This window comes from Enterobacter cloacae complex sp. CDL013 (assembly GCF_049238805.1).
GTDB lineage: Bacteria > Pseudomonadota > Gammaproteobacteria > Enterobacterales > Enterobacteriaceae > Enterobacter > Enterobacter hormaechei_C.
Genome location: NZ_JBMKGT010000015.1, coordinates 1 through 22,153 on the forward strand (window position 1 = coordinate 1; position 22,153 = coordinate 22,153).

Sequence of the window (22,153 nt, forward strand, 5' to 3'; positions counted from 1 at the left end):
AAGATGGTTGTGACTCTGATCCACCCAATCGCGATGGACGACGGTCTGCGTTTCGCAATCCGTGAAGGCGGCCGTACCGTTGGCGCGGGCGTTGTTGCTAAAGTTCTCGGCTAATCGCTGATAACATTTGACGCAATGCGCAATAAAAGGGCATCATTTGATGCCCTTTTTGCACGCTTTCACATCAGAACCTGGCTCATCAGTGATTAATTTTGTCATAATCATTGCTGAGACAGGCTCTGCGGAGAGCGTATAATACGAAAAGCGAATAGCATTTCGATTGGTTTGCCTCGCACTCGCGGGGTGAAAATGTTTGTAGAATACTTCTGACAGGTTGGTTTATGAGTGCGAATACCGAAGCTCAAGGGAGCGGGCGCGGCCTGGAAGCGATGAAATGGGTAGTTGTAGCCGTGCTGCTGATTGTGGCGATTGTCGGCAACTATCTTTATCGTGACATGATGCTGCCGCTACGCGCGCTTGCAGTGGTAATTCTGATTGCTGCGGCGGGTGGTGTCGCGCTGTTGACGACGAAAGGCAAAGCGACCGTTGCGTTTGCCCGCGAAGCGCGTACCGAAGTCCGCAAGGTCATTTGGCCGACTCGCCAGGAAACATTGCACACCACGCTGATTGTAGCGGCGGTAACCGCTGTAATGTCACTGATCCTGTGGGGACTGGATGGTATTCTGGTTCGCCTGGTATCCTTTATCACTGGCCTGAGGTTCTGAGATGTCTGAAGCCCCTAAAAAGCGCTGGTACGTCGTTCAGGCGTTTTCCGGTTTTGAAGGCCGCGTAGCTACGTCGCTGCGTGAGCATATCAAATTACACAATATGGAAGAGTTATTTGGCGAAGTTATGGTTCCGACCGAAGAAGTGGTTGAGATCCGTGGCGGCCAACGTCGCAAAAGCGAACGTAAATTCTTCCCGGGTTACGTGCTGGTTCAGATGGTGATGAACGACGCGAGCTGGCACCTGGTGCGCAGCGTACCACGCGTGATGGGCTTTATCGGCGGCACATCTGACCGTCCGGCGCCAATCAGCGACAAAGAAGTTGATGCGATTATGAACCGCCTCCAGCAGGTGGGTGACAAACCGCGTCCGAAAACGCTGTTTGAACCGGGTGAGATGGTTCGTGTTAACGACGGTCCGTTTGCTGACTTTAATGGCGTCGTCGAAGAAGTGGACTACGAGAAGTCCCGCCTGAAAGTTTCCGTTTCTATCTTTGGTCGTGCGACCCCGGTAGAGCTGGACTTTGCTCAGGTAGAAAAAGCCTAAGCAGCGATCAAAAAAGCGACGATTTAATCGTTGCACAGGGCGCGAGATTGGAATACAATTTCGCGCCTTTTGTTTTTATGGGTTCCGACCCGTAAAACGAATTTTATTCACGGGGAGCCTCTCCGAGGCGTTATTACCCAATCAGAGGATTTTAGAATGGCTAAGAAAGTACAAGCCTACGTCAAGCTGCAGGTTGCAGCAGGTATGGCGAACCCAAGTCCACCAGTTGGTCCAGCTCTGGGTCAGCAGGGTGTGAACATCATGGAATTCTGTAAAGCGTTCAACGCCAAAACTGAATCCATGGAGAAAGGTCTGCCAATCCCAGTTGTAATCACTGTTTACGCTGACCGTTCTTTCACTTTCGTTACCAAAACCCCTCCAGCAGCAGTTCTGCTGAAGAAAGCAGCGGGCATCAAGTCTGGTTCCGGTAAGCCGAACAAAGACAAAGTGGGTAAAATTTCCCGCGCTCAGTTGCAGGAAATCGCGCAGACCAAAGCTGCCGACATGACTGGTTCCGACATTGAAGCGATGACTCGCTCCATCGAAGGTACTGCACGTTCCATGGGCCTGGTAGTGGAGGACTAAGAAATGGCTAAACTGACCAAGCGCATGTCCGTGATCCGTGACAAAGTTGATGCGACCAAACAGTACGACATCAACGAAGCTATCGCTCTGCTGAAAGAACTGGCTACCGCTAAGTTCGTTGAAAGCGTTGACGTTGCCGTTAACCTGGGCATCGACGCTCGTAAATCCGATCAGAACGTTCGTGGCGCAACTGTACTGCCACACGGTACTGGCCGTTCCGTACGCGTAGCTGTATTTGCTCAGGGTGCAAACGCTGAAGCTGCTAAAGCTGCCGGCGCTGAACTGGTAGGCATGGAAGATCTGGCTGATCAGATCAAGAAAGGCGAAATGAACTTTGACGTTGTTATTGCTTCTCCAGATGCAATGCGCGTTGTTGGCCAGCTGGGCCAGGTTCTGGGTCCACGCGGCCTGATGCCAAACCCGAAAGTGGGTACTGTAACCCCTAACGTTGCTGAAGCGGTTAAGAACGCTAAAGCAGGTCAGGTTCGTTACCGTAACGACAAAAACGGCATCATCCACACCACCATCGGTAAAGTGGACTTTGACGCTGACAAACTGAAAGAAAACCTGGAAGCTCTGCTGGTTGCGCTGAAAAAAGCAAAACCAACTCAGGCGAAAGGCGTGTACATCAAGAAAGTTAGCATCTCCACCACCATGGGTGCAGGTGTTGCAGTTGACCAGGCTGGCCTGAGCGCTGCTGCAAACTAATGCCTTTACGTGGGCGGTGATTTTGTCTACAATCTTACCCCCACGTTTGCTAACAAAAGTTAGCGGCTAAAAGAATTGTTCGTTGGAGCCTGGCCTATCCAGGCCTCCGTCGAAGACCGCAGGTGTTTCGCAAGAAACTTAATCCCCTGCGTAGACGGTGACAGAACGCTAAGATTATTTTAAATACTCTGGCTTGTTTCTGCTCACCGTATTAAGACGCTCTTCCCGTTGGGTCGAGTGAAGTGAGTTCCGGAACATGAGTTCCGGCAAACATCCAGGAGCAAAGCTAATGGCTTTAAATCTTCAAGACAAACAAGCGATTGTTGCTGAAGTCAGCGAAGTAGCCAAAGGCGCGCTGTCTGCAGTAGTTGCGGATTCCCGTGGCGTTACTGTAGACAAAATGACTGAACTGCGTAAAGCAGGTCGTGAAGCTGGCGTATACATGCGTGTTGTTCGTAACACCCTGCTGCGTCGCGTAGTTGAAGGTACTCAGTTCGAGTGCCTGAAAGACACGTTTGTTGGTCCGACCCTGATTGCATACTCTATGGAACACCCGGGCGCTGCTGCTCGTCTGTTCAAAGAGTTCGCGAAAGCGAATGCAAAATTTGAGGTCAAAGCTGCAGCCTTTGAAGGTGAGTTGATCCCGGCATCGCAAATCGATCGCCTGGCAACCCTGCCGACCTACGAAGAAGCAATTGCACGCCTGATGGCAACCATGAAAGAAGCTGCGGCTGGCAAACTGGTTCGCACTCTGGCTGCTGTACGCGATGCGAAAGAAGCTGCTTAATCGCAGTTATCTTTATAAAGCATTTGCTTACGTATAAACTTATTCTGATTTTCAGGAACAATTTAAATGTCTATCACTAAAGATCAAATCATTGAAGCAGTAGCAGCTATGTCCGTAATGGACGTTGTAGAGCTGGTTTCTGCAATGGAAGAAAAATTCGGTGTTTCTGCTGCTGCTGCTGTAGCTGTAGCTGCGGGCCCGGCTGAAGCTGCTGAAGAAAAAACTGAATTCGACGTAATTCTGAAAGCTGCTGGCGCGAACAAAGTTGCTGTAATCAAAGCAGTACGTGGCGCAACTGGCCTGGGTCTGAAAGAAGCTAAAGACCTGGTAGAATCTGCTCCAGCTGCGCTGAAAGAAGGCGTGAGCAAAGACGACGCAGAAGCACTGAAAAAATCTCTGGAAGAAGCTGGCGCTGAAGTTGAAGTTAAATAAGCCAACTTTTCTGGTTGCAGCCTAAGCAATTAGGCTGATGGCTGGTGACTTTTTAGTCACCAGCCTTTTTGCGCTGTAAGGCATCAGCAGCATTTCACACTGTTTGACTGCTGGTTGTCCTGACAATGCTTGTTTCTATCGACGACTTAATATACTGCGACAGGGTGCTCGCTCTGTGTAAATCGCAATGAAATGGTTTAAGCGTGATAGCAACAGGTATTGCGGAAAGTATTCAATTTTCCGGTCCACAAAATGGTGTTGCACAAACTGTCCCTTCGTCGGACAGATGGGTCGACTTGTCAGCGAGCTGAGGAACCCTATGGTTTACTCCTATACCGAGAAAAAACGTATTCGTAAGGATTTTGGTAAACGTCCACAAGTTCTGGACATTCCATATCTCCTTTCTATCCAGCTTGACTCGTTCCAGAAGTTTATCGAGCAAGATCCTGAAGGGCAGTACGGCCTGGAAGCAGCCTTCCGTTCCGTGTTCCCGATTCAGAGCTACAGCGGTAATTCCGAGCTGCAGTACGTCAGCTACCGCCTTGGCGAACCGGTGTTTGACGTTCAGGAATGTCAGATCCGTGGCGTGACCTATTCCGCACCGCTGCGCGTAAAACTGCGTCTGGTGATCTACGAGCGCGAAGCGCCGGAAGGCACCGTAAAAGATATTAAAGAACAAGAAGTCTACATGGGTGAAATTCCACTCATGACGGACAACGGTACTTTCGTTATCAACGGTACTGAGCGTGTTATCGTTTCCCAGCTGCACCGTAGCCCGGGCGTCTTCTTCGACAGCGATAAAGGTAAAACGCACTCTTCCGGTAAAGTACTGTATAACGCACGCATCATTCCTTACCGTGGTTCATGGCTGGACTTCGAATTCGATCCAAAAGACAACCTGTTTGTCCGTATCGACCGTCGTCGTAAGCTGCCTGCAACCATCATTCTGCGTGCACTGAACTATACCACTGAGCAGATCCTGGACCTGTTCTTTGAGAAAGTGATCTTTGAAATCCGCGACAACAAGTTGCAGATGGAGTTGGTGCCGGAACGTCTGCGTGGTGAGACCGCGTCGTTCGACATCGAAGCCGACGGCAAAGTGTATGTGGAAAAAGGTCGCCGTATCACCGCGCGCCACATCCGCCAGCTGGAAAAAGATGATATCAAACACATCGAAGTTCCGGTTGAATACATTGCAGGAAAAGTAGCCGCGAAAGATTACGTTGATGAATCAACTGGCGAGCTGATCTGCCCGGCGAACATGGAGCTGAGCCTGGATCTGCTGGCTAAGCTGAGCCAGGCTGGCCACAAACGTATCGAAACGCTGTTCACCAACGATCTGGACCACGGTCCGTACATCTCTGAGACTGTACGCGTCGACCCAACCAACGATCGTCTGAGCGCGCTGGTCGAAATCTACCGCATGATGCGTCCTGGTGAGCCACCAACTCGCGAAGCGGCTGAAAGCCTGTTCGAGAACCTGTTCTTCTCCGAAGACCGCTACGATCTGTCCGCGGTTGGTCGTATGAAGTTCAACCGTTCTCTGCTGCGCGACGAAATCGAAGGTTCCGGTATCCTGAGCAAAGACGACATCATTGAAGTGATGAAGAAGCTCATCGATATCCGTAACGGTAAAGGCGAAGTGGACGATATCGACCACCTCGGCAACCGTCGTATCCGTTCCGTAGGCGAAATGGCGGAAAACCAGTTCCGCGTTGGCCTGGTACGTGTAGAGCGTGCGGTGAAAGAGCGTCTGTCTCTGGGCGATCTGGATACCCTGATGCCTCAGGATATGATCAACGCCAAGCCGATTTCTGCGGCAGTGAAAGAGTTCTTCGGTTCCAGCCAGCTGTCTCAGTTCATGGACCAGAACAACCCGCTGTCTGAGATCACGCACAAACGTCGTATCTCCGCACTCGGCCCAGGCGGTCTGACCCGTGAACGCGCAGGCTTTGAAGTTCGAGACGTACACCCGACTCACTACGGTCGCGTATGTCCAATCGAAACGCCTGAAGGTCCAAACATCGGTCTGATCAACTCCCTGTCCGTGTACGCACAGACGAACGAATACGGTTTCCTCGAGACCCCGTATCGTAAAGTGACCGACGGTGTTGTTACTGACGAAATTCATTACCTGTCTGCTATCGAAGAAGGCAACTACGTTATCGCTCAGGCGAACTCCAACCTGGATGACGAAGGCCACTTTGTAGAAGATCTGGTTACCTGCCGTAGCAAAGGCGAATCCAGCTTGTTCAGCCGCGACCAGGTTGACTACATGGACGTATCCACTCAGCAGGTGGTATCCGTCGGTGCGTCCCTGATCCCGTTCCTGGAACACGATGACGCCAACCGTGCATTGATGGGTGCGAACATGCAACGTCAGGCCGTTCCAACTCTGCGTGCTGACAAGCCGCTGGTTGGTACCGGTATGGAACGTGCTGTTGCCGTTGACTCCGGTGTTACAGCAGTTGCTAAGCGTGGCGGTACCGTTCAGTACGTTGACGCATCCCGTATCGTTATCAAAGTTAACGAAGACGAGATGTATCCGGGCGAAGCGGGTATCGACATCTACAACCTGACCAAATACACCCGCTCTAACCAGAACACCTGTATCAACCAGATGCCATGTGTGTCTCTGGGTGAGCCAGTTGAGCGCGGCGACGTGCTGGCAGATGGTCCGTCCACCGACCTCGGTGAACTGGCGCTCGGTCAGAACATGCGCGTAGCGTTCATGCCGTGGAACGGTTACAACTTCGAAGACTCCATCCTCGTCTCAGAGCGTGTGGTTCAGGAAGATCGTTTCACCACCATCCACATTCAGGAACTGGCATGTGTGTCCCGTGACACCAAGCTGGGGCCAGAAGAGATCACTGCCGACATCCCTAACGTGGGTGAAGCTGCGCTCTCCAAACTGGATGAATCCGGTATTGTTTACATCGGTGCGGAAGTCACCGGCGGTGATATTCTGGTAGGTAAGGTGACGCCGAAAGGTGAAACCCAGCTGACGCCAGAAGAGAAACTGCTGCGTGCTATCTTCGGTGAGAAAGCGTCTGACGTTAAAGACTCTTCTCTGCGCGTACCAAACGGTGTTTCCGGTACGGTTATCGACGTTCAGGTCTTCACTCGTGATGGCGTTGAGAAAGATAAGCGTGCGCTGGAAATCGAAGAGATGCAGCTCAAACAGGCTAAGAAAGACCTGTCTGAAGAACTGCAAATCCTCGAAGCAGGTCTGTTCAGCCGTATCTATGCGGTGCTGGTTGCCGGTGGCGTTGAAGCTGAGAAGCTCGACAAACTGCCACGCGATCGCTGGCTGGAACTGGGCCTGACCGACGAAGAGAAACAGAATCAGCTGGAACAACTGGCTGAGCAGTATGACGAACTGAAACACGAGTTCGAGAAAAAACTCGAAGCGAAACGCCGTAAAATCACTCAGGGCGACGATCTGGCACCTGGCGTGCTGAAGATTGTTAAGGTGTATCTGGCTGTTAAACGTCAGATCCAGCCTGGTGATAAGATGGCAGGTCGTCACGGTAACAAGGGTGTTATCTCTAAGATCAACCCGATCGAAGATATGCCGCACGATGCTAACGGTACGCCGGTAGATATCGTACTGAACCCACTGGGCGTACCGTCTCGTATGAACATCGGTCAGATTCTGGAAACCCACCTGGGTATGGCTGCGAAAGGTATCGGCGATAAGATCAACGCCATGCTGAAACAGCAGCAGGAAGTCGCGAAACTGCGCGAGTTCATCCAGCGTGCCTATGATCTGGGTACCGACGTTCGTCAGAAAGTCGACCTGAACACCTTCAGCGATGAAGAAGTGCTGCGTCTGGCAGAGAACCTGCGCAAAGGTATGCCAATTGCAACGCCGGTATTCGACGGTGCAAAAGAAGCTGAAATCAAAGAGCTGCTGCAACTGGGGGGTCTGCCAACGTCTGGTCAGATTACGCTGTTTGACGGCCGTACCGGTGAACAGTTCGAGCGTCCGGTAACCGTAGGTTACATGTACATGCTGAAACTGAACCACCTGGTCGACGACAAGATGCACGCTCGTTCTACCGGTTCTTACAGCCTGGTTACTCAGCAGCCGCTGGGTGGTAAGGCTCAGTTCGGTGGTCAGCGCTTCGGGGAGATGGAAGTGTGGGCGCTGGAAGCATACGGCGCAGCATACACCTTGCAGGAAATGCTCACCGTTAAGTCTGATGACGTGAACGGTCGTACTAAGATGTATAAGAACATCGTAGACGGCAACCATCAGATGGAACCGGGCATGCCAGAATCCTTCAACGTACTGTTGAAAGAGATTCGTTCGCTGGGTATCAACATCGAACTGGAAGACGAGTAATTCTCGCTCAAACAGGTCACTGCTGTCGGGTTAACGCCCGACAGCAGAGTGTGCTAACTCCGACGGGAGCAAATCCGTGAAAGACTTATTAAAGTTTCTGAAAGCGCAAACTAAAACCGAAGAGTTTGATGCGATCAAAATTGCTCTGGCTTCGCCAGACATGATCCGTTCATGGTCTTTCGGTGAAGTTAAAAAGCCGGAAACCATTAACTACCGTACGTTCAAACCTGAGCGTGACGGCCTTTTCTGTGCGCGTATTTTCGGGCCAGTAAAAGATTACGAGTGCCTGTGCGGTAAGTACAAGCGCCTGAAACACCGTGGTGTGATCTGTGAGAAGTGCGGCGTTGAAGTGACCCAGACCAAAGTACGCCGTGAGCGTATGGGCCACATCGAGCTGGCGTCTCCGACCGCTCACATCTGGTTCCTGAAATCTCTGCCGTCCCGTATCGGTCTGCTGCTGGATATGCCGCTGCGCGATATCGAACGTGTTCTGTACTTCGAATCTTATGTGGTTATCGAAGGCGGGATGACCAATCTGGAGCGTAACCAGATCCTGACCGAAGAACAGTATCTGGACGCGCTGGAAGAGTTCGGTGACGAATTCGACGCGAAGATGGGTGCGGAAGCTATCCAGGCCCTGCTGAAGAGCATGGATCTGGAGCAAGAGTGTGAAACTCTGCGCGAAGAGCTGAACGAAACCAACTCCGAAACCAAGCGTAAAAAGCTGACCAAGCGTATCAAACTGCTGGAAGCGTTCGTTCAGTCTGGTAACAAACCAGAGTGGATGATTCTGACCGTTCTGCCGGTTCTGCCACCAGATCTGCGTCCGCTGGTTCCGCTGGATGGTGGTCGTTTCGCAACGTCAGATCTGAACGATCTGTACCGTCGCGTAATCAACCGTAACAACCGTCTGAAACGTCTGCTGGATCTGGCTGCGCCGGACATCATCGTACGCAACGAAAAACGTATGCTTCAGGAAGCAGTCGATGCCCTGTTGGATAACGGTCGTCGTGGTCGTGCGATCACCGGTTCTAACAAACGTCCTCTGAAATCTTTGGCCGACATGATCAAAGGTAAGCAGGGTCGTTTCCGTCAGAACCTGCTCGGTAAGCGTGTTGACTACTCCGGTCGTTCTGTAATCACCGTAGGTCCATACCTGCGTCTGCATCAGTGCGGTCTGCCGAAGAAAATGGCACTGGAGCTGTTCAAACCGTTCATCTACGGCAAGCTGGAGCTGCGTGGCCTGGCCACCACCATCAAAGCCGCGAAGAAAATGGTTGAGCGTGAAGAAGCTGTCGTTTGGGATATCCTGGACGAAGTGATCCGCGAACACCCGGTACTGCTGAACCGTGCACCAACTCTGCACCGTCTGGGTATCCAGGCCTTTGAGCCGGTACTGATCGAAGGTAAAGCTATCCAGCTGCACCCGCTGGTTTGTGCGGCCTATAACGCCGACTTCGATGGTGACCAGATGGCTGTTCACGTACCGCTGACGCTGGAAGCCCAGCTCGAAGCGCGTGCGCTGATGATGTCTACCAACAACATCCTGTCTCCAGCGAACGGTGAACCTATCATCGTTCCTTCTCAGGACGTTGTACTGGGTCTGTACTACATGACCCGTGACTGTGTTAACGCCAAAGGCGAAGGCATGGTGCTGACTGGCCCTAAAGAAGCTGAGCGTATTTATCGTGCTGGCCTGGCCTCTCTGCATGCGCGCGTTAAAGTGCGTATCACCGAATACGAAAAAGATGAAAACGGCGAATTCGTTGCGCACACCAGCCTGAAAGACACGACCGTTGGCCGTGCCATTCTGTGGATGATCGTACCGAAAGGTCTGCCTTTCTCCATCGTCAACCAGGCGCTGGGCAAGAAAGCGATCTCCAAAATGCTGAACACCTGTTACCGCATTCTGGGTCTGAAGCCGACCGTTATCTTCGCTGACCAGACAATGTACACCGGCTTTGCTTATGCAGCGCGTTCAGGTGCATCTGTTGGTATCGATGACATGGTCATCCCAGAGAAGAAACACGAGATCATCTCTGAAGCGGAAGCTGAAGTTGCTGAAATCCAGGAGCAGTTCCAGTCTGGTCTGGTAACCGCAGGCGAACGCTATAACAAAGTTATCGATATCTGGGCAGCGGCGAACGATCGTGTATCCAAAGCGATGATGGACAACCTGCAAACCGAAACCGTGATTAACCGTGACGGCGTAGAAGAGCAGCAGGTCTCCTTCAATAGCATCTACATGATGGCCGACTCCGGTGCGCGTGGTTCTGCGGCACAGATTCGTCAGCTGGCAGGTATGCGTGGTCTGATGGCGAAGCCAGATGGCTCCATCATCGAAACGCCAATCACCGCGAACTTCCGTGAAGGTCTGAACGTACTCCAGTACTTCATCTCCACGCACGGTGCGCGTAAAGGTCTGGCGGATACCGCACTGAAAACGGCGAACTCCGGTTATCTGACGCGTCGTCTGGTTGACGTTGCGCAGGATCTGGTCGTCACCGAAGACGATTGTGGCACCCTCGAAGGTATCACCATGACCCCGGTTATCGAGGGTGGTGATGTTAAAGAGCCGCTGCGCGATCGCGTACTGGGTCGTGTGACTGCGGAAGACATTCTGAAGCCGGGCACCGCAGACATTCTGGTTCCACGCAACACCCTGCTGCACGAACAGTGGTGTGACCTGCTGGAAGCGAACTCTGTTGACTCCGTGAAAGTGCGTTCCGTTGTATCCTGTGACACCGACTTTGGTGTGTGTGCGCACTGCTACGGTCGTGACCTGGCGCGTGGCCACATCATCAACAAAGGTGAGGCTATCGGCGTTATCGCGGCACAGTCCATCGGTGAGCCGGGTACACAGCTGACGATGCGTACGTTCCACATCGGTGGTGCGGCATCTCGTGCGGCTGCTGAATCCAGCATCCAGGTGAAAAACAAAGGTAGCATCAAGCTCAGCAACGCGAAGTCGGTTGTGAACTCCAGCGGTAAACTGGTTATCACTTCCCGTAACACCGAGCTGAAGCTGATCGACGAATTCGGTCGTACTAAAGAGAGCTATAAAGTGCCTTACGGTGCGGTTATGGCGAAAGGTGATGGCGAGCAGGTTGCCGGCGGTGAAACCGTTGCAAACTGGGATCCACACACCATGCCGGTAATCACCGAAGTAAGTGGTTTCATCCGCTTTACTGACATGATCGACGGCCAGACCATTACTCGTCAGACCGACGAGCTGACCGGTCTGTCTTCTCTGGTGGTTCTGGATTCTGCTGAACGTACTACCGGTGGTAAAGATCTGCGTCCTGCACTGAAAATCGTTGATGCGCAGGGTAACGACGTTCTGATTCCTGGTACCGATATGCCTGCGCAGTACTTCCTGCCGGGTAAAGCGATTGTACAGCTGGAAGATGGCGTACAGATCAGCTCTGGTGATACCCTGGCGCGTATTCCTCAGGAATCCGGCGGTACCAAGGACATCACCGGTGGTCTGCCACGCGTTGCGGACCTGTTCGAAGCACGTCGTCCGAAAGAGCCTGCAATCCTGGCTGAAATCAGCGGTATCATCTCCTTCGGTAAAGAGACCAAAGGTAAGCGCCGTCTGGTTATCACGCCTGTAGATGGCAGCGAGCCGTACGAAGAGATGATTCCTAAGTGGCGTCAGCTCAACGTGTTCGAAGGTGAACGCGTAGAACGTGGTGACGTGGTTTCCGACGGTCCAGAAGCGCCGCACGACATCCTGCGTCTGCGTGGTGTGCATGCTGTTACCCGTTACATTGTTAACGAAGTACAGGACGTATACCGTCTGCAAGGCGTTAAGATTAACGATAAACACATTGAAGTTATCGTTCGTCAGATGCTGCGTAAAGCGACCATCGAAAACGCGGGCAGCTCCGACTTCCTGGAAGGCGAGCAGGTTGAATACTCACGCGTTAAGATCGCTAACCGCGATCTGGAAGCGAACGGCAAAATTGGCGCGACCTTCTCGCGCGATCTGCTGGGTATCACCAAAGCGTCTCTGGCAACCGAGTCCTTCATCTCTGCTGCATCGTTCCAGGAAACCACGCGTGTCCTGACCGAAGCGGCTGTTGCAGGTAAACGTGATGAACTGCGCGGTCTGAAAGAGAACGTTATCGTGGGTCGTCTGATCCCGGCCGGTACCGGTTATGCGTACCACCAGGATCGTATGCGTCGTCGCGCAGCGGGCGAACTGCCAGCTGCACCGCAGGTGACTGCCGAAGATGCATCCGCGAGCCTGGCAGAACTGCTGAACGCAGGTCTGGGCGGTTCCGACAACGAGTAATCGTTGATGCCGTAAATAAAAAACCCGCCTCGGCGGGTTTTTTTATATCTGCATTTTCAGTTTACCAGCGGGATGCGTCGATAAAGCTCAATCATGTCGCCCGCCAGATCCTGAATAACCATCGCGTTCATCAGGTGGTCCTGAGAGTGAACGGTGATCAGGTTAACCGGCAGTTTTCCTGTCCCTTCGTCAAGACCGATAAGCTGCGTCTGGATCGTATGCGCATGTTTCACATATTCACGCGACTCTTCCATCGCTTTCTCGGCTTCGTCAAAGTCGCCTTTTCGCGCCATCTGCAACGCCGTCAGGGCCGCACTGCGCGCCGCGCCTGCGTTGACCAGCAGTTCCATGATCGTGGTTTCTAAGTCTTCCATTATGACTCCAGAAGTTTGAGCGCTTTTTCCAGTACGGTATCACCTTTCATCATGCCGTAATCCATCATGTCGATGACCGCGACCTTTTTTCCGAGCGGATCGGCCTGCGCCTGGAGTTTTGCCTGTTCGTATTTGACCTGTGGCCCCAGTAATACGATATCAGCCGTCGCGATGTTATCTTTGAACTCCGCGACCGGAACGGCTTTAATGGTTACTTCGACTCCTTTTTTCTGCGCGGCATCTTTCATACGTTGAACCAGCATGCTGGTTGACATTCCCGCTGCACAGCATAAAACGATGTTCTTCATAGTCAGCCTCGATCTACATGTGTTTATTGATAATTATCCCGTGCAGACTGCTTCAACAACCGCTTTACCGCGATTGTGTGTCAGGCATCACAAAGAAATCGGCATTTTTCTGAAACCGGTTACAATTTTACCGCGGAGAGCATTCTGCCCGTCAGATCGGGTAGAATTTGAGTAAGGGTATTATCGGCTGGCCGTGCTTACGATGCGGTTTTTACCCTGTTGTTTAGCGGTATACAGCGCTTCATCTACGCTACCGATAAATTGTTCCAGCGGTTCGAAGTGCCACTCTCCCGTCCCGGCGCTGAAGGTCACTCGCAGGTTCTCTTCCCGCCAGGTCCGCTTTTCAACGGCGGTGCGCCAGGCTTCCAGTAGCGCGTGCGCGGAGTTCATCAGCTCGGCCGGGAAGATCACGCCGAACTCTTCTCCACCGTAGCGGTAAACGGGAACGTGGTGCGGCTGCATGATCTGAATACCTTCGCGTGCCACGTTGCGCAGCACAATATCCCCGCTCAGGTGGCCCCAGGTGTCGTTAATGGACTTGAAGTTATCGATGTCGATCAGCGCCAGAACGAAGGGTTGATGGGCGGTCAGCAGCTCATCCACATCGTTGTCGAACGCACGGCGGTTTTTGCAGCCTGTCAGCGCATCATGGGTGGCCTGACGGACATAGGCCAGCTCGCGTTCTTTATTGGTTCGAATGGTATGGCTGAGCATCGCTTCAAGGCGTGGCGCCTGGTTGACGTCGCCGGTTTTGATGGCATTGATAATGTTCATCAGCACAGAACGCGAGGCATGACGAAGGTAAAGCCCAAACAGAATGATGATGATTGCCGCCAGCGCAAATCCCCAGCCGACGACGGTGGTCTCATGCCGGGTGATGACGGTAAGCGTGGCATCGGAGACCCGATAAATCACAAACCAGTCCGGATTGGTGAAAGAGTAGTAGTAATACCAGGTTTTACTTTTGGGGTCGAAAAGATGGCCCTCGCCGCTGGTCATTTGGTCCATCAGCGCTTCGCTTACGTACTGCTTAAAGAGCGCCCCCGTGTCCGGATGCAGCACAACAGCGCCGTCACGCTCCACAACAAAAAACTCACCCTGAACCGGCGCCACCATCTGGCGCAGGGTATACCCCATGGACGTTAAATCAAGATGGAAAGCGAGCGTGCCCTTCAGGCGGCCTTCCGGTGAAATGACCGGCTTATAGAGAGTGACCGTAGGATGTTGGGTAAAATAGTCCAGATAGGGGCGGGTGTAGTGAGGAAAGTTGCTGGCTTCCGCTTGTCCGATAAACCATGGACGGGTCCGGGCGTCGAACGACTTACCCTTCTCCGTTGGCAGCACTTCCGGCGCGCGCAGATGGCGCCCTACTGTGTCCGCCAGAGAGATAGACGACACCGTCGGCATCAGGTTCTGCAAATGCATCAACATCTGCAAACCGTGTGTCGGGTCGATATTAATTGTCTGATTTACTCTGTCGTTACGGGCGAAGTACATCGCAGCACGACCAAGAATATAGTCATTTTCTCGCAGGATGGATTCGGTATAGTTTACCGCCAGATTATGGGTGAAGTTACCATTAATCTTATGATAATCCTCAAGAAAATCCTTTCTCTGTGAAAGGATAACCAGGATGGCGATCAGCGCAAAACTGAGCAGGATCCCCGCGAAGCTGACCATAATTGGCCGCGTAAAAGAGAGCTTTTTACTGTGGAGTGCCATGAGTTGTACATCAATCCAGATGGTAGACGCGTTGCGTCTGTCGATACCCTCAGCATAGTCGCTGTCCGGTTGCTGGTAGTAAATTATACAGAAGGCGATTACCGACGAGATGATTTATCTTAAGCGTAGATAAGAAACGACGTATTTATTGTATCGATTAAAATTTTGTTTAAGAGGCGGAGGGCAGGGCGAAACGAGGAAGAAGCATTTTCACCCTGGTCAGCGTCCGTTGCTGACGTGGTAAAGCATAAGAAAACCAGGCAGATCGCCTCAATCGCCCGGTTTTGATCTTACGAGCCGCCTCGTAACCTTTTCGCGTTTTTGCAGTCGGTTTCAGCGCTAATGCGAGGCTCTTCCCAGCCAGCTATCCCAGTCTTTCCACACGGGCTGTAGCCCCTGGGCAGTCAGGGCTTCCGCCACCGCTTCGGGCCGTCGTCCGTCGTGCGGTGCAAACTGTTCCAGTTCCGGGTGATCGTCCGCGTAACCGCCCGGCTGCGTTTTGGAAAAGGCGCTAACGTTATTGATCGCCAGCGGGATCGCGCGGTCGCGAAACGCGGGTGATTCACGCGTGGAGAGCGACAATTCCACTTCCGGCGCGAACAGGCGAAATGCACACAGGGTTTGCACCAGCTGGCGCTCATCCATCAGCGAAGCGGGTTCAACGCCTCCCGTACACGGACGCAGCCGCGGGAAAGAGATGGAATAGCGGCTTTGCCAGTAGCGCTGCTGTAGCCACAGCAGATGCTCCGCCACCATATAGCAGTCCACCCGCCAGCTGTCGGACAGACCGATAAGCGCGCCCAGCCCAATTTTATCGATACCGGCGCGCCCCAGCCTGTCCGGCGTTTCCAGCCGGAAGATGAAATCCTGCTTCTTCCCTTTCAGGTGATGCCGGGCATAGGTCGCCTCGTGGTAGGTTTCCTGATAGACCATGACGCCGTCCAGCCCGAGCGTTTTCAGCTCCGCATATTCCTCCTGCGACAAAGGCTGCACTTCCATTTGCAACGAGGCAAATTCGCGGCGGATGGCCGGAAGATGCTGGCGAAAATAGTCCATCCCCACTTTGCCCTGATGTTCACCCGTCACCAGCAGGAGATGTTCAAAACCCATCTCACGAATAGCCGCACACTCGCGGGCGATCTCATGCTCATCCAGCGTTTTACGCTTAATACGGTTGCTCATGGAGAAACCACAGTAGGTGCAGTCGTTGGCGCACAGGTTAGAAAGATAGAGCGGCACGTAAAAGCTCACCGTGTTGCCAAAACGCTGGCGGGTGAGGCGTTGCGCGCGCTGCGCCATCGGTTCAAGGTACGCGCCGGCTGCCGGAGAAAGCAGCGCCATCAAATCCTCGCGGGTCAAATGTTTGGCTGTTAATGCCCGCTCTACGTCCGCAGAGGTTTTACTGTTGATGCGTAAGGCAATATCGTCCCAGTTCAGCTGACGCCAGCGATCGGTAAAGGTAGCCATCAGAGCGCCTCCAGAAAATCGGTCAGCGGGCTGGTGGCCTGCGCCTGAACGCAGCGCGAGCCAGGGCCGGACTGGCGTGCCAGCAGACCGGACTCCACGGCAAGGCGGAACGCACGCGCCATCATCACCGGGTCGTCGGCCACCGCAATCGCGGTATTGACCAGCACCGCATCGGCCCCCATCTCCAGCGCCTGCGCGGCGTGACTGGGTACGCCGATGCCCGCATCCACCACCACGGGCACGGTCGCCTGCTCGATGATGATCTCCAGCATCGCGCGGGTCTCCAGTCCCTGGTTGGAGCCAATGGGTGCCCCTAACGGCATTACGGCCGCGCAGCCGACCTCTTCCAGACGCTTGCACAGCACGGGGTCGGCACCGCAGTAGGGCAGGACGGTAAATCCCTGCTGCACCAGCTTCTCTGCCGCTTTCAGGGTTTCGATCGGATCGGGCAACAGCCAGCGGGCGTCCGGATGAATTTCCAGCTTCAGCCAGCGGGTGCCGAGCGCTTCCCGCGCCAGTTGCGCAGCGAAAATTGCTTCCTCGGCCGTTTTCGCACCGGAGGTATTCGGTAAGAGCGTCACGCCTGCCTCCAGTAACGGCGCAAGTATGGCATCGTTGTGCTGACGCAAATCCACGCGCTTCATCGCCAGTGTCACCAGCTGGCTGCCGCTCTCACGAATGGCATCCACCATCAGCTGCGGGGAGGCGAATTTTCCGGTTCCGGTAAACAGATGTGAATCAAAGACTTTGTCGGCAATACGTAACATCTCAGCCCCCTGCGATAACCTGAAACAGCAGGATCTGGTCGCCTTCATTGACCTGCTGATGTTCCCACCGCTCGCGCGGCAGGATCTGTTGATTGAGCGCCAGCGCCGTTCCCGGCTTCAGCTGGCGCAGCGTGTCGAGCAGGGCGGCAACGGTAAGATCGTCGTCGCACGTCATCGGCTCATCGTTAAACAGAATGCGCATTGCGGCCTCCGCATACCGGGCAGTGGCTGGCGCGGTTTAACACCAGATGACGCCATTCGCTGGAGCGGGCGTCGAACAGCCGCAGCGTGTTGCGTTCTGTCTCTATGCCGCTGAGCAACTTGATGGCCTCCAGCGCCTGAAGAGTACCCATCACGCCCACCACCGGGCCCAGAATGCCTGCCGTGCGGCAGTTACGCTCCGGTTCAGCCTCGTCAGGCCACAGGCAGCGGTAGCAGCCCTGTGCCCACGGCGGCGTAAGCACCATTATCTGCCCGCCGAAACCGACCGCGCTGGCGGTGATCAGCGGCGTGTTCTGTGCAACACAGGCCGCGTTGATGGCCTGACGCGTCGCCATGTTGTCCGTGCAGTCCAGCACCGCGTCGGCAAGGGCAACTTCGCGTTGCAGATCTTCCCCGCTCAGCCGCGTCTGGAGCGCAACCAGTTCGATATCGGGGTTAAGCTGGTTCAGCCGCTGGCGCGTAACCTGCGCCTTAGGCTGGTTAACATCTTCTGTCGTGAAGAGGATTTGCCGTTGCAGGTTGCTGAGGTGTACTTCATCGTCATCGGCCAGTACCAGCGTACCCACGCCCGCACCGGCCAGATACAGCGCGGCGGGGGCGCCTAATCCGCCCAGGCCGACAATCAGTACCCGGCTGGCGAGCAGCTTTTGCTGCCCGTCGATGGCGATATCCTCCAGCAGGATCTGGCGGCTGTAACGCATAAAATCACGATCTTTCATCGCCTGCTCCTGCCAGTTGTAAAAGCTGAGCGGTGGCGGCCTGCCAGTCTGCCGCCTGGGTGATGGCGCTGACGACGGCGATACTGCCGACGCCGGTTTCCAGCACGGCGGGCGCACGTTCAAGGCTGATCCCGCCGATGGCAACGGTGGGGTAATCGGCAAGGCGCTTAACGTGGGCCGACAGCTGTGTCAAACCCTGTGGAGCGGACGGCATCTGTTTGGTTTGCGTCGGGAAAACGTGACCGAGGGCGATGTAGGAGGGGCGGGCCGCCAGCGCCACGTCGATCTCCATATCGTCGTGGGTGGAGACGCCCAGCCGCAGACCGGCGTCACGGATCGCGCTGAGATCGGTCGTTTCCAGATCTTCCTGTCCCAGATGCACGCCGTACGCCTGGTGTTTAACCGCCAGCCGCCAGTAGTCGTTGATAAACAGGCGGGCGTGGTAGCGACGTCCCAGCGCGATAGCAGCGATCACGTCGGCCTCCACCTCTTCATCGCGTTTATCCTTGATGCGTAGCTGGAGGGTGCGAACGCCCGCTTCCAGCAGGCGGGTGATCCACCCCACGCTGTCCACCACCGGGTAAAGCCCTAAGCGGAAGGGCACGGAGGGGAAATCGGGCTGGTACATTACGCCTCCTCCTTTTTGAGGTAGATTTCACCGCCTTTCGCGCGGAAGGTTTCCGACATGTCCGCCATGCCGACTTCAATGGTCTGCGCGGCGGCGTAATCGCGTACTTCCTGGCTGATTTTCATCGAGCAGAATTTTGGTCCGCACATGGAGCAGAAGTGCGCAACTTTGCCCGATTCCTGCGGCAGGGTTTCATCGTGATAGGCGCGGGCGGTAAACGGATCCAGCGCCAGGTTGAACTGGTCTTCCCAGCGGAATTCAAAGCGCGCTTTGGACATGGCGTTATCGCGGATTTGCGCGCCCGGATGGCCTTTCGCCAGATCCGCCGCGTGGGCGGCAATCTTGTAGGTAATCAGTCCCTGCTTCACGTCCTCTTTGTTTGGCAGGCCGAGGTGCTCTTTCGGCGTCACGTAGCAGAGCATGGCGCAGCCGAACCAGCCGATCATCGCCGCCCCAATGCCTGACGTGAAGTGGTCATAGCCCGGCGCGATGTCAGTTGTCAGTGGCCCCAGCGTGTAGAACGGTGCTTCGTGGCAGTGCTCCAGCTCTTCGGTCATGTTGCGACGGATCATCTGCATCGGCACATGGCCCGGGCCTTCAATCATCACCTGCACGTCGTACTCCCAGGCGATTTTGGTCAGCTCCCCCAGCGTGTGCAGCTCGGCAAACTGCGCCTCGTCGTTAGCATCGCGGATGGAGCCAGGACGCAGGCCGTCGCCCAGCGACAGGGAGACGTCGTAAGCGGCGCAAATTTCGCAAATTTCGCGGAAGTGCTCGTAGAGGAAGTTTTCCTGATGATGGGACAGGCACCACTTCGCCATAATGGAACCGCCGCGCGAGACGATGCCGGTCAGACGTTTCGCCGTCATTGGCACGTAGCGCAGCAGCACGCCCGCGTGGATGGTGAAGTAGTCCACGCCCTGTTCCGCCTGCTCCAGCAGCGTGTCGCGGAACGCTTCCCAGGTGAGGTTTTCGGCGATGCCGTTGACCTTCTCCAGCGCCTGATAAATCGGGACGGTGCCAATCGGCACCGGGCTGTTACGCAGGATCCATTCGCGGGTTTCGTGAATATAGCGGCCGGTGGAAAGGTCCATCACCGTATCCGCGCCCCAGCGCGTCGACCAGACCAGCTTTTCCACCTCTTCTTCGATGGATGACGTCACCGCTGAGTTGCCGATGTTGGCGTTGACCTTCACCAGGAAGTTGCGGCCGATAATCATCGGCTCGGATTCCGGGTGGTTGATGTTGGCGGGGATAATGGCGCGCCCGGCGGCCACTTCATCACGCACAAATTCCGGCGTGATGTTCTCCGGCAGGCGAGCGCCAAACCCTTCACCTGGATGCTGGTGGCGCAGCACTTCGCTGCGGATGCGCTCGCGGCCCATGTTTTCGCGGATGGCGATGAACTCCATCTCCGGCGTGACGATACCCTGGCGCGCGTAGTGCAGCTGGGTTACGCATTTGCCCGCTTTAGCGCGTTTTGGCGTCAGCAGGCCGGTAAAGCGCAGCGCGTCCAGACCGTCGTCGGCCAGGCGTTCTTTGGTGTATGCAGAACTGCGTACGCTCAGTTCTTCGCAGTCGTTACGCGCCTCTATCCACGGCTGGCGCAGCTTTGCCAGACCCTGCTGGACGTTGATAGCCACATCAGGATCGCCGTACGGGCCGGAGGTGTCATACACCGGCACGGCTTCGTTGTCTTCATACTGCGGATTCTCTTTGCTGCCGCCGATAAGCGTCGGGCTGAGCTGGATTTCGCGCATCGGGACGCGGATATCGGCCTGCGAGCCGGAAATGTAGATGCGTTTCGAGTTCGGGAAAGCGGTGCCTTCCAGGGTGTCGATGAAGCGTTGTGCGTGTTCGCGCTGTTCGCGGCGGGTCAGTTTTGCAGTAGACATAGCTCATTCCAAAAGTGAAGGACATGGCTTGTCAGACGACGGATGAAGCAAGAGAGGATCGCCCGGGGGGCGATACAACAGCAGTGTGACTCTTGTTCCCTTCGCAGGTATTAACCTGATCAGGTTCCGCGGATCCCGAATTAACGGTCTCAGCCCGTGCTTTCACACTGGGCACTCCGACAAGAAAAATCCCCCTCCGCAGAGGGGCGAATGGTTGTAAATTACTCGTTAACGATTAAGAACTCAAGCAGGGCGCGCAACGTTATCGCTGGTGCTGATATTCAGGTTGTTGTCCAGCACGAGGGCGATGAGCTTGTCTTCCAGCGTGAATCGCTCTTCCAGCGCTTCGCCAAGGTCGGAAAGCGCCTGCTGAAACTCAAGATAGTTATCGTGATCGATAGCGTTCTCCAGCGCGGAATCGTAGTAGTCCATGATCCGCTGGGTGTTGGCTTCCAGCAGCGGACAGAGTTTACTGGCCGCTAAATACGGCGTTGTCCCTTCCATTTCGCGGATAATGCGTTCATAAAGGTTGAAATGGCCGTCGGAGAGGTAGTCGACAAGGCTCTGACAAAAATCATCCAGCGCTTTTTCGTTCAGCCGCATAAAGGATTCTTTGCCAGGCTTAAGACCGACCAGATTGTAATACGCCACAAGGAGATGCTTGCGCACATGTAGCCAGCGATCCACCAGGGTGTTACTTCCTCCAACGCGCTCAGTCAGGCTTTCCAGCTGGTTTAACATGGTCGACTCCATAAGGTTTAGAATGGGATCTGCTTATCCAAAATTTAACCACAATGCTAACAACATGTCAGTGAAGCGAAGGTAGTGCAATAGATATGGATCGTATTATTGAAAAATCAGATCTGGGTTGGTGGATCGTCAGTCACGAGCAAAAGTTGTGGCTGCCCGGTGGGGAGATACCCTACGGTGCGGCAGAAATCTTCGATCTCGTCGGCCAACCTGCGCTGCGGATCGGCGAGTGGCAGGGCGATCCGGTATGGTTGATCCTACAGGCTCGTCGTCAGGATATGGGATCCGTTCGTCAGGTGTTGGATCGGGATGTCGGCCTGTTCCAGCTGGCGGGGCGCGGCGTGCAGCTGGCGGAGTTTTACCGCTCGCACAAATACTGCGGCTACTGCGGCCACACCATGCACCCGAGCAAAACCGAGTGGGCAATGCTTTGCGGCCACTGCCGTGAACGCTACTATCCGCAAATCGCACCGTGCATCATTGTCGCCATCCGCCGTGATGATTCCATCCTGCTGGCGCAGCATACCCGTCATCGCAACGGCATTCATACTGTCCTCGCCGGGTTCGTGGAAGTCGGCGAAACGCTGGAACAGGCGGTGGCGCGTGAGGTGATGGAGGAGAGCGGCATTAAGGTGAAAAACCTGCGCTATGTGACGTCGCAGCCGTGGCCGTTCCCGATGTCCCTGATGACCGCGTTTATGGCGGAATACGACAGCGGCGAGATTGTTATCGATAAGAAAGAGCTGCTGGAGGCGAACTGGTATCGCTACGACGATTTACCGCTGCTGCCCCCGCCGGGAACGGTGGCGCGTCGCCTGATAGAAGATACCGTGGCAATGTGTCGGGCCGAGTATGAGTAGTGTTACACT

Annotated in this window: 20 protein-coding genes and 1 riboswitch; of the genes, 10 read left to right on the forward strand and 10 right to left on the reverse strand. The window is 54.7% G+C overall.

The window, feature by feature from the left end; all coding sequences use genetic code 11:
* From ACOTXD_RS21315 to rpoC, 9 genes are all read left to right on the forward strand, one after another.
* The coding region (locus tag ACOTXD_RS21315; RefSeq protein WP_000607214.1) for an elongation factor Tu at nt 1-114 on the forward strand (114 nt) is incomplete at its 5' end.
* Nucleotides 115-341: 227 nt separating this feature from the next.
* Nucleotides 342-725, forward strand: a complete 384-nt coding sequence (gene secE / locus ACOTXD_RS21320; protein WP_003862342.1) for a preprotein translocase subunit SecE — start codon at nt 342-344, stop codon at nt 723-725.
* Nucleotide 726: 1 nt separating this feature from the next.
* Complete coding sequence (gene nusG, locus ACOTXD_RS21325) at nt 727-1,272, forward strand: transcription termination/antitermination protein NusG (protein WP_003862341.1); 546 nt, start codon at nt 727-729, stop codon at nt 1,270-1,272.
* Between the two features lie 156 nt (nt 1,273-1,428).
* A complete protein-coding gene (gene rplK / locus ACOTXD_RS21330; RefSeq protein WP_003862340.1) occupies nt 1,429-1,857 on the forward strand; it encodes a 50S ribosomal protein L11 in 429 nt (142 codons plus the stop codon).
* A 3-nt stretch (nt 1,858-1,860) separates the two neighbouring features.
* Nucleotides 1,861-2,565, forward strand: coding sequence for a 50S ribosomal protein L1 (gene rplA / locus ACOTXD_RS21335; RefSeq protein WP_006810530.1), 705 nt, complete (start codon nt 1,861-1,863; stop codon nt 2,563-2,565).
* A gap of 289 nt (nt 2,566-2,854) precedes the next feature.
* A complete protein-coding gene (gene rplJ / locus ACOTXD_RS21340; RefSeq protein ID WP_003862338.1) occupies nt 2,855-3,352 on the forward strand; it encodes a 50S ribosomal protein L10 in 498 nt (165 codons plus the stop codon).
* A gap of 66 nt (nt 3,353-3,418) precedes the next feature.
* Nucleotides 3,419-3,784: a 50S ribosomal protein L7/L12 gene (rplL, locus tag ACOTXD_RS21345; RefSeq protein ID WP_002445276.1), complete on the forward strand. Its 366-nt coding sequence runs from the start codon at nt 3,419-3,421 to the stop codon at nt 3,782-3,784.
* A gap of 319 nt (nt 3,785-4,103) precedes the next feature.
* Nucleotides 4,104-8,132, forward strand: coding sequence for a DNA-directed RNA polymerase subunit beta (gene rpoB / locus ACOTXD_RS21350; RefSeq protein ID WP_008503453.1), 4,029 nt, complete (start codon nt 4,104-4,106; stop codon nt 8,130-8,132).
* A gap of 76 nt (nt 8,133-8,208) precedes the next feature.
* Entirely contained in the window at nt 8,209-12,432 is a 4,224-nt protein-coding gene (gene rpoC / locus ACOTXD_RS21355; protein WP_022650200.1) for a DNA-directed RNA polymerase subunit beta', read from the forward strand.
* Nucleotides 12,433-12,488: 56 nt separating this feature from the next.
* On the opposite strand, the gene ACOTXD_RS21360 is transcribed toward rpoC, so the two are convergent.
* The 10 genes from ACOTXD_RS21360 to ACOTXD_RS21405 form a co-directional block, all read right to left on the reverse strand.
* Nucleotides 12,489-12,806: a PTS lactose/cellobiose transporter subunit IIA gene (locus ACOTXD_RS21360; protein WP_003862327.1), complete on the reverse strand. Its 318-nt coding sequence runs from the start codon at nt 12,804-12,806 to the stop codon at nt 12,489-12,491.
* A complete protein-coding gene (locus tag ACOTXD_RS21365; protein ID WP_421766487.1) occupies nt 12,806-13,114 on the reverse strand; it encodes a PTS sugar transporter subunit IIB in 309 nt (102 codons plus the stop codon). The genes ACOTXD_RS21360 and ACOTXD_RS21365 overlap by 1 nt, the downstream gene beginning before the upstream one ends.
* 180 nt (nt 13,115-13,294) lie before the next feature.
* Nucleotides 13,295-14,836, reverse strand: coding sequence for a sensor domain-containing diguanylate cyclase (locus ACOTXD_RS21370; protein ID WP_023315203.1), 1,542 nt, complete (start codon nt 14,834-14,836; stop codon nt 13,295-13,297).
* 339 nt (nt 14,837-15,175) lie between these two features.
* Nucleotides 15,176-16,303 carry a 2-iminoacetate synthase ThiH gene (thiH, locus tag ACOTXD_RS21375; RefSeq protein WP_022650202.1) on the reverse strand — a complete coding sequence of 376 codons (1,128 nt, stop codon included), beginning with the start codon at nt 16,301-16,303 and terminating at the stop codon, nt 15,176-15,178.
* On the reverse strand, nt 16,303-17,070 hold the full coding sequence (thiG, locus tag ACOTXD_RS21380) for a thiazole synthase (RefSeq protein ID WP_022650203.1): 768 nt from the start codon (nt 17,068-17,070) through the stop codon (nt 16,303-16,305). The genes thiH and thiG overlap by 1 nt, the downstream gene beginning before the upstream one ends.
* A gap of 1 nt (nt 17,071) precedes the next feature.
* Nucleotides 17,072-17,272: a sulfur carrier protein ThiS gene (gene thiS, locus ACOTXD_RS21385; protein WP_003862324.1), complete on the reverse strand. Its 201-nt coding sequence runs from the start codon at nt 17,270-17,272 to the stop codon at nt 17,072-17,074.
* Nucleotides 17,256-18,011, reverse strand: coding sequence for a thiazole biosynthesis adenylyltransferase ThiF (thiF, locus tag ACOTXD_RS21390; protein WP_421766488.1), 756 nt, complete (start codon nt 18,009-18,011; stop codon nt 17,256-17,258). The genes thiS and thiF overlap by 17 nt, the downstream gene beginning before the upstream one ends.
* The gene (gene thiE, locus ACOTXD_RS21395; RefSeq protein ID WP_058656559.1) at nt 17,998-18,639 is read right to left on the reverse strand and encodes a thiamine phosphate synthase; all 642 of its coding nucleotides are present in this window, start codon (nt 18,637-18,639) and stop codon (nt 17,998-18,000) included. Before thiE ends, thiF begins: the two co-directional genes overlap by 14 nt.
* Nucleotides 18,639-20,534: a phosphomethylpyrimidine synthase ThiC gene (thiC, locus tag ACOTXD_RS21400; RefSeq protein WP_022650206.1), complete on the reverse strand. Its 1,896-nt coding sequence runs from the start codon at nt 20,532-20,534 to the stop codon at nt 18,639-18,641. Before thiC ends, thiE begins: the two co-directional genes overlap by 1 nt.
* A gap of 79 nt (nt 20,535-20,613) precedes the next feature.
* A riboswitch (TPP riboswitch) is annotated at nt 20,614-20,723 on the reverse strand.
* Nucleotides 20,724-20,777: 54 nt separating this feature from the next.
* On the reverse strand, nt 20,778-21,275 hold the full coding sequence (locus ACOTXD_RS21405; protein WP_022650207.1) for an Rsd/AlgQ family anti-sigma factor: 498 nt from the start codon (nt 21,273-21,275) through the stop codon (nt 20,778-20,780).
* A 95-nt stretch (nt 21,276-21,370) separates the two neighbouring features.
* Between ACOTXD_RS21405 and nudC the strand changes: the two genes are divergently transcribed.
* The gene (nudC, locus tag ACOTXD_RS21410; RefSeq protein ID WP_022650208.1) at nt 21,371-22,144 is read left to right on the forward strand and encodes an NAD(+) diphosphatase; all 774 of its coding nucleotides are present in this window, start codon (nt 21,371-21,373) and stop codon (nt 22,142-22,144) included.
* The last annotated feature ends 9 nt before the right edge of the window (nt 22,145-22,153 follow it).

Coding starts and splice junctions, on each gene's coding strand:
- secE (WP_003862342.1), top strand. CDS start 342: ATGAGTGCGAATACCGAAGCTCAAGGGAGCGGGCGCGGCCTGGAAGCG.
- nusG (WP_003862341.1), top strand. CDS start 727: ATGTCTGAAGCCCCTAAAAAGCGCTGGTACGTCGTTCAGGCGTTTTCC.
- rplK (WP_003862340.1), top strand. CDS start 1,429: ATGGCTAAGAAAGTACAAGCCTACGTCAAGCTGCAGGTTGCAGCAGGT.
- rplA (WP_006810530.1), top strand. CDS start 1,861: ATGGCTAAACTGACCAAGCGCATGTCCGTGATCCGTGACAAAGTTGAT.
- rplJ (WP_003862338.1), top strand. CDS start 2,855: ATGGCTTTAAATCTTCAAGACAAACAAGCGATTGTTGCTGAAGTCAGC.
- rplL (WP_002445276.1), top strand. CDS start 3,419: ATGTCTATCACTAAAGATCAAATCATTGAAGCAGTAGCAGCTATGTCC.
- rpoB (WP_008503453.1), top strand. CDS start 4,104: ATGGTTTACTCCTATACCGAGAAAAAACGTATTCGTAAGGATTTTGGT.
- ACOTXD_RS21360 (WP_003862327.1), bottom strand. CDS start 12,806: ATGGAAGACTTAGAAACCACGATCATGGAACTGCTGGTCAACGCAGGC.
- ACOTXD_RS21365 (WP_421766487.1), bottom strand. CDS start 13,114: ATGAAGAACATCGTTTTATGCTGTGCAGCGGGAATGTCAACCAGCATG.
- ACOTXD_RS21370 (WP_023315203.1), bottom strand. CDS start 14,836: ATGGCACTCCACAGTAAAAAGCTCTCTTTTACGCGGCCAATTATGGTC.
- thiH (WP_022650202.1), bottom strand. CDS start 16,303: ATGGCTACCTTTACCGATCGCTGGCGTCAGCTGAACTGGGACGATATT.
- thiG (WP_022650203.1), bottom strand. CDS start 17,070: ATGTTACGTATTGCCGACAAAGTCTTTGATTCACATCTGTTTACCGGA.
- thiS (WP_003862324.1), bottom strand. CDS start 17,272: ATGCGCATTCTGTTTAACGATGAGCCGATGACGTGCGACGACGATCTT.
- thiF (WP_421766488.1), bottom strand. CDS start 18,011: ATGAAAGATCGTGATTTTATGCGTTACAGCCGCCAGATCCTGCTGGAG.
- thiE (WP_058656559.1), bottom strand. CDS start 18,639: ATGTACCAGCCCGATTTCCCCTCCGTGCCCTTCCGCTTAGGGCTTTAC.
- thiC (WP_022650206.1), bottom strand. CDS start 20,534: ATGTCTACTGCAAAACTGACCCGCCGCGAACAGCGCGAACACGCACAA.
- ACOTXD_RS21405 (WP_022650207.1), bottom strand. CDS start 21,275: ATGTTAAACCAGCTGGAAAGCCTGACTGAGCGCGTTGGAGGAAGTAAC.
- nudC (WP_022650208.1), top strand. CDS start 21,371: ATGGATCGTATTATTGAAAAATCAGATCTGGGTTGGTGGATCGTCAGT.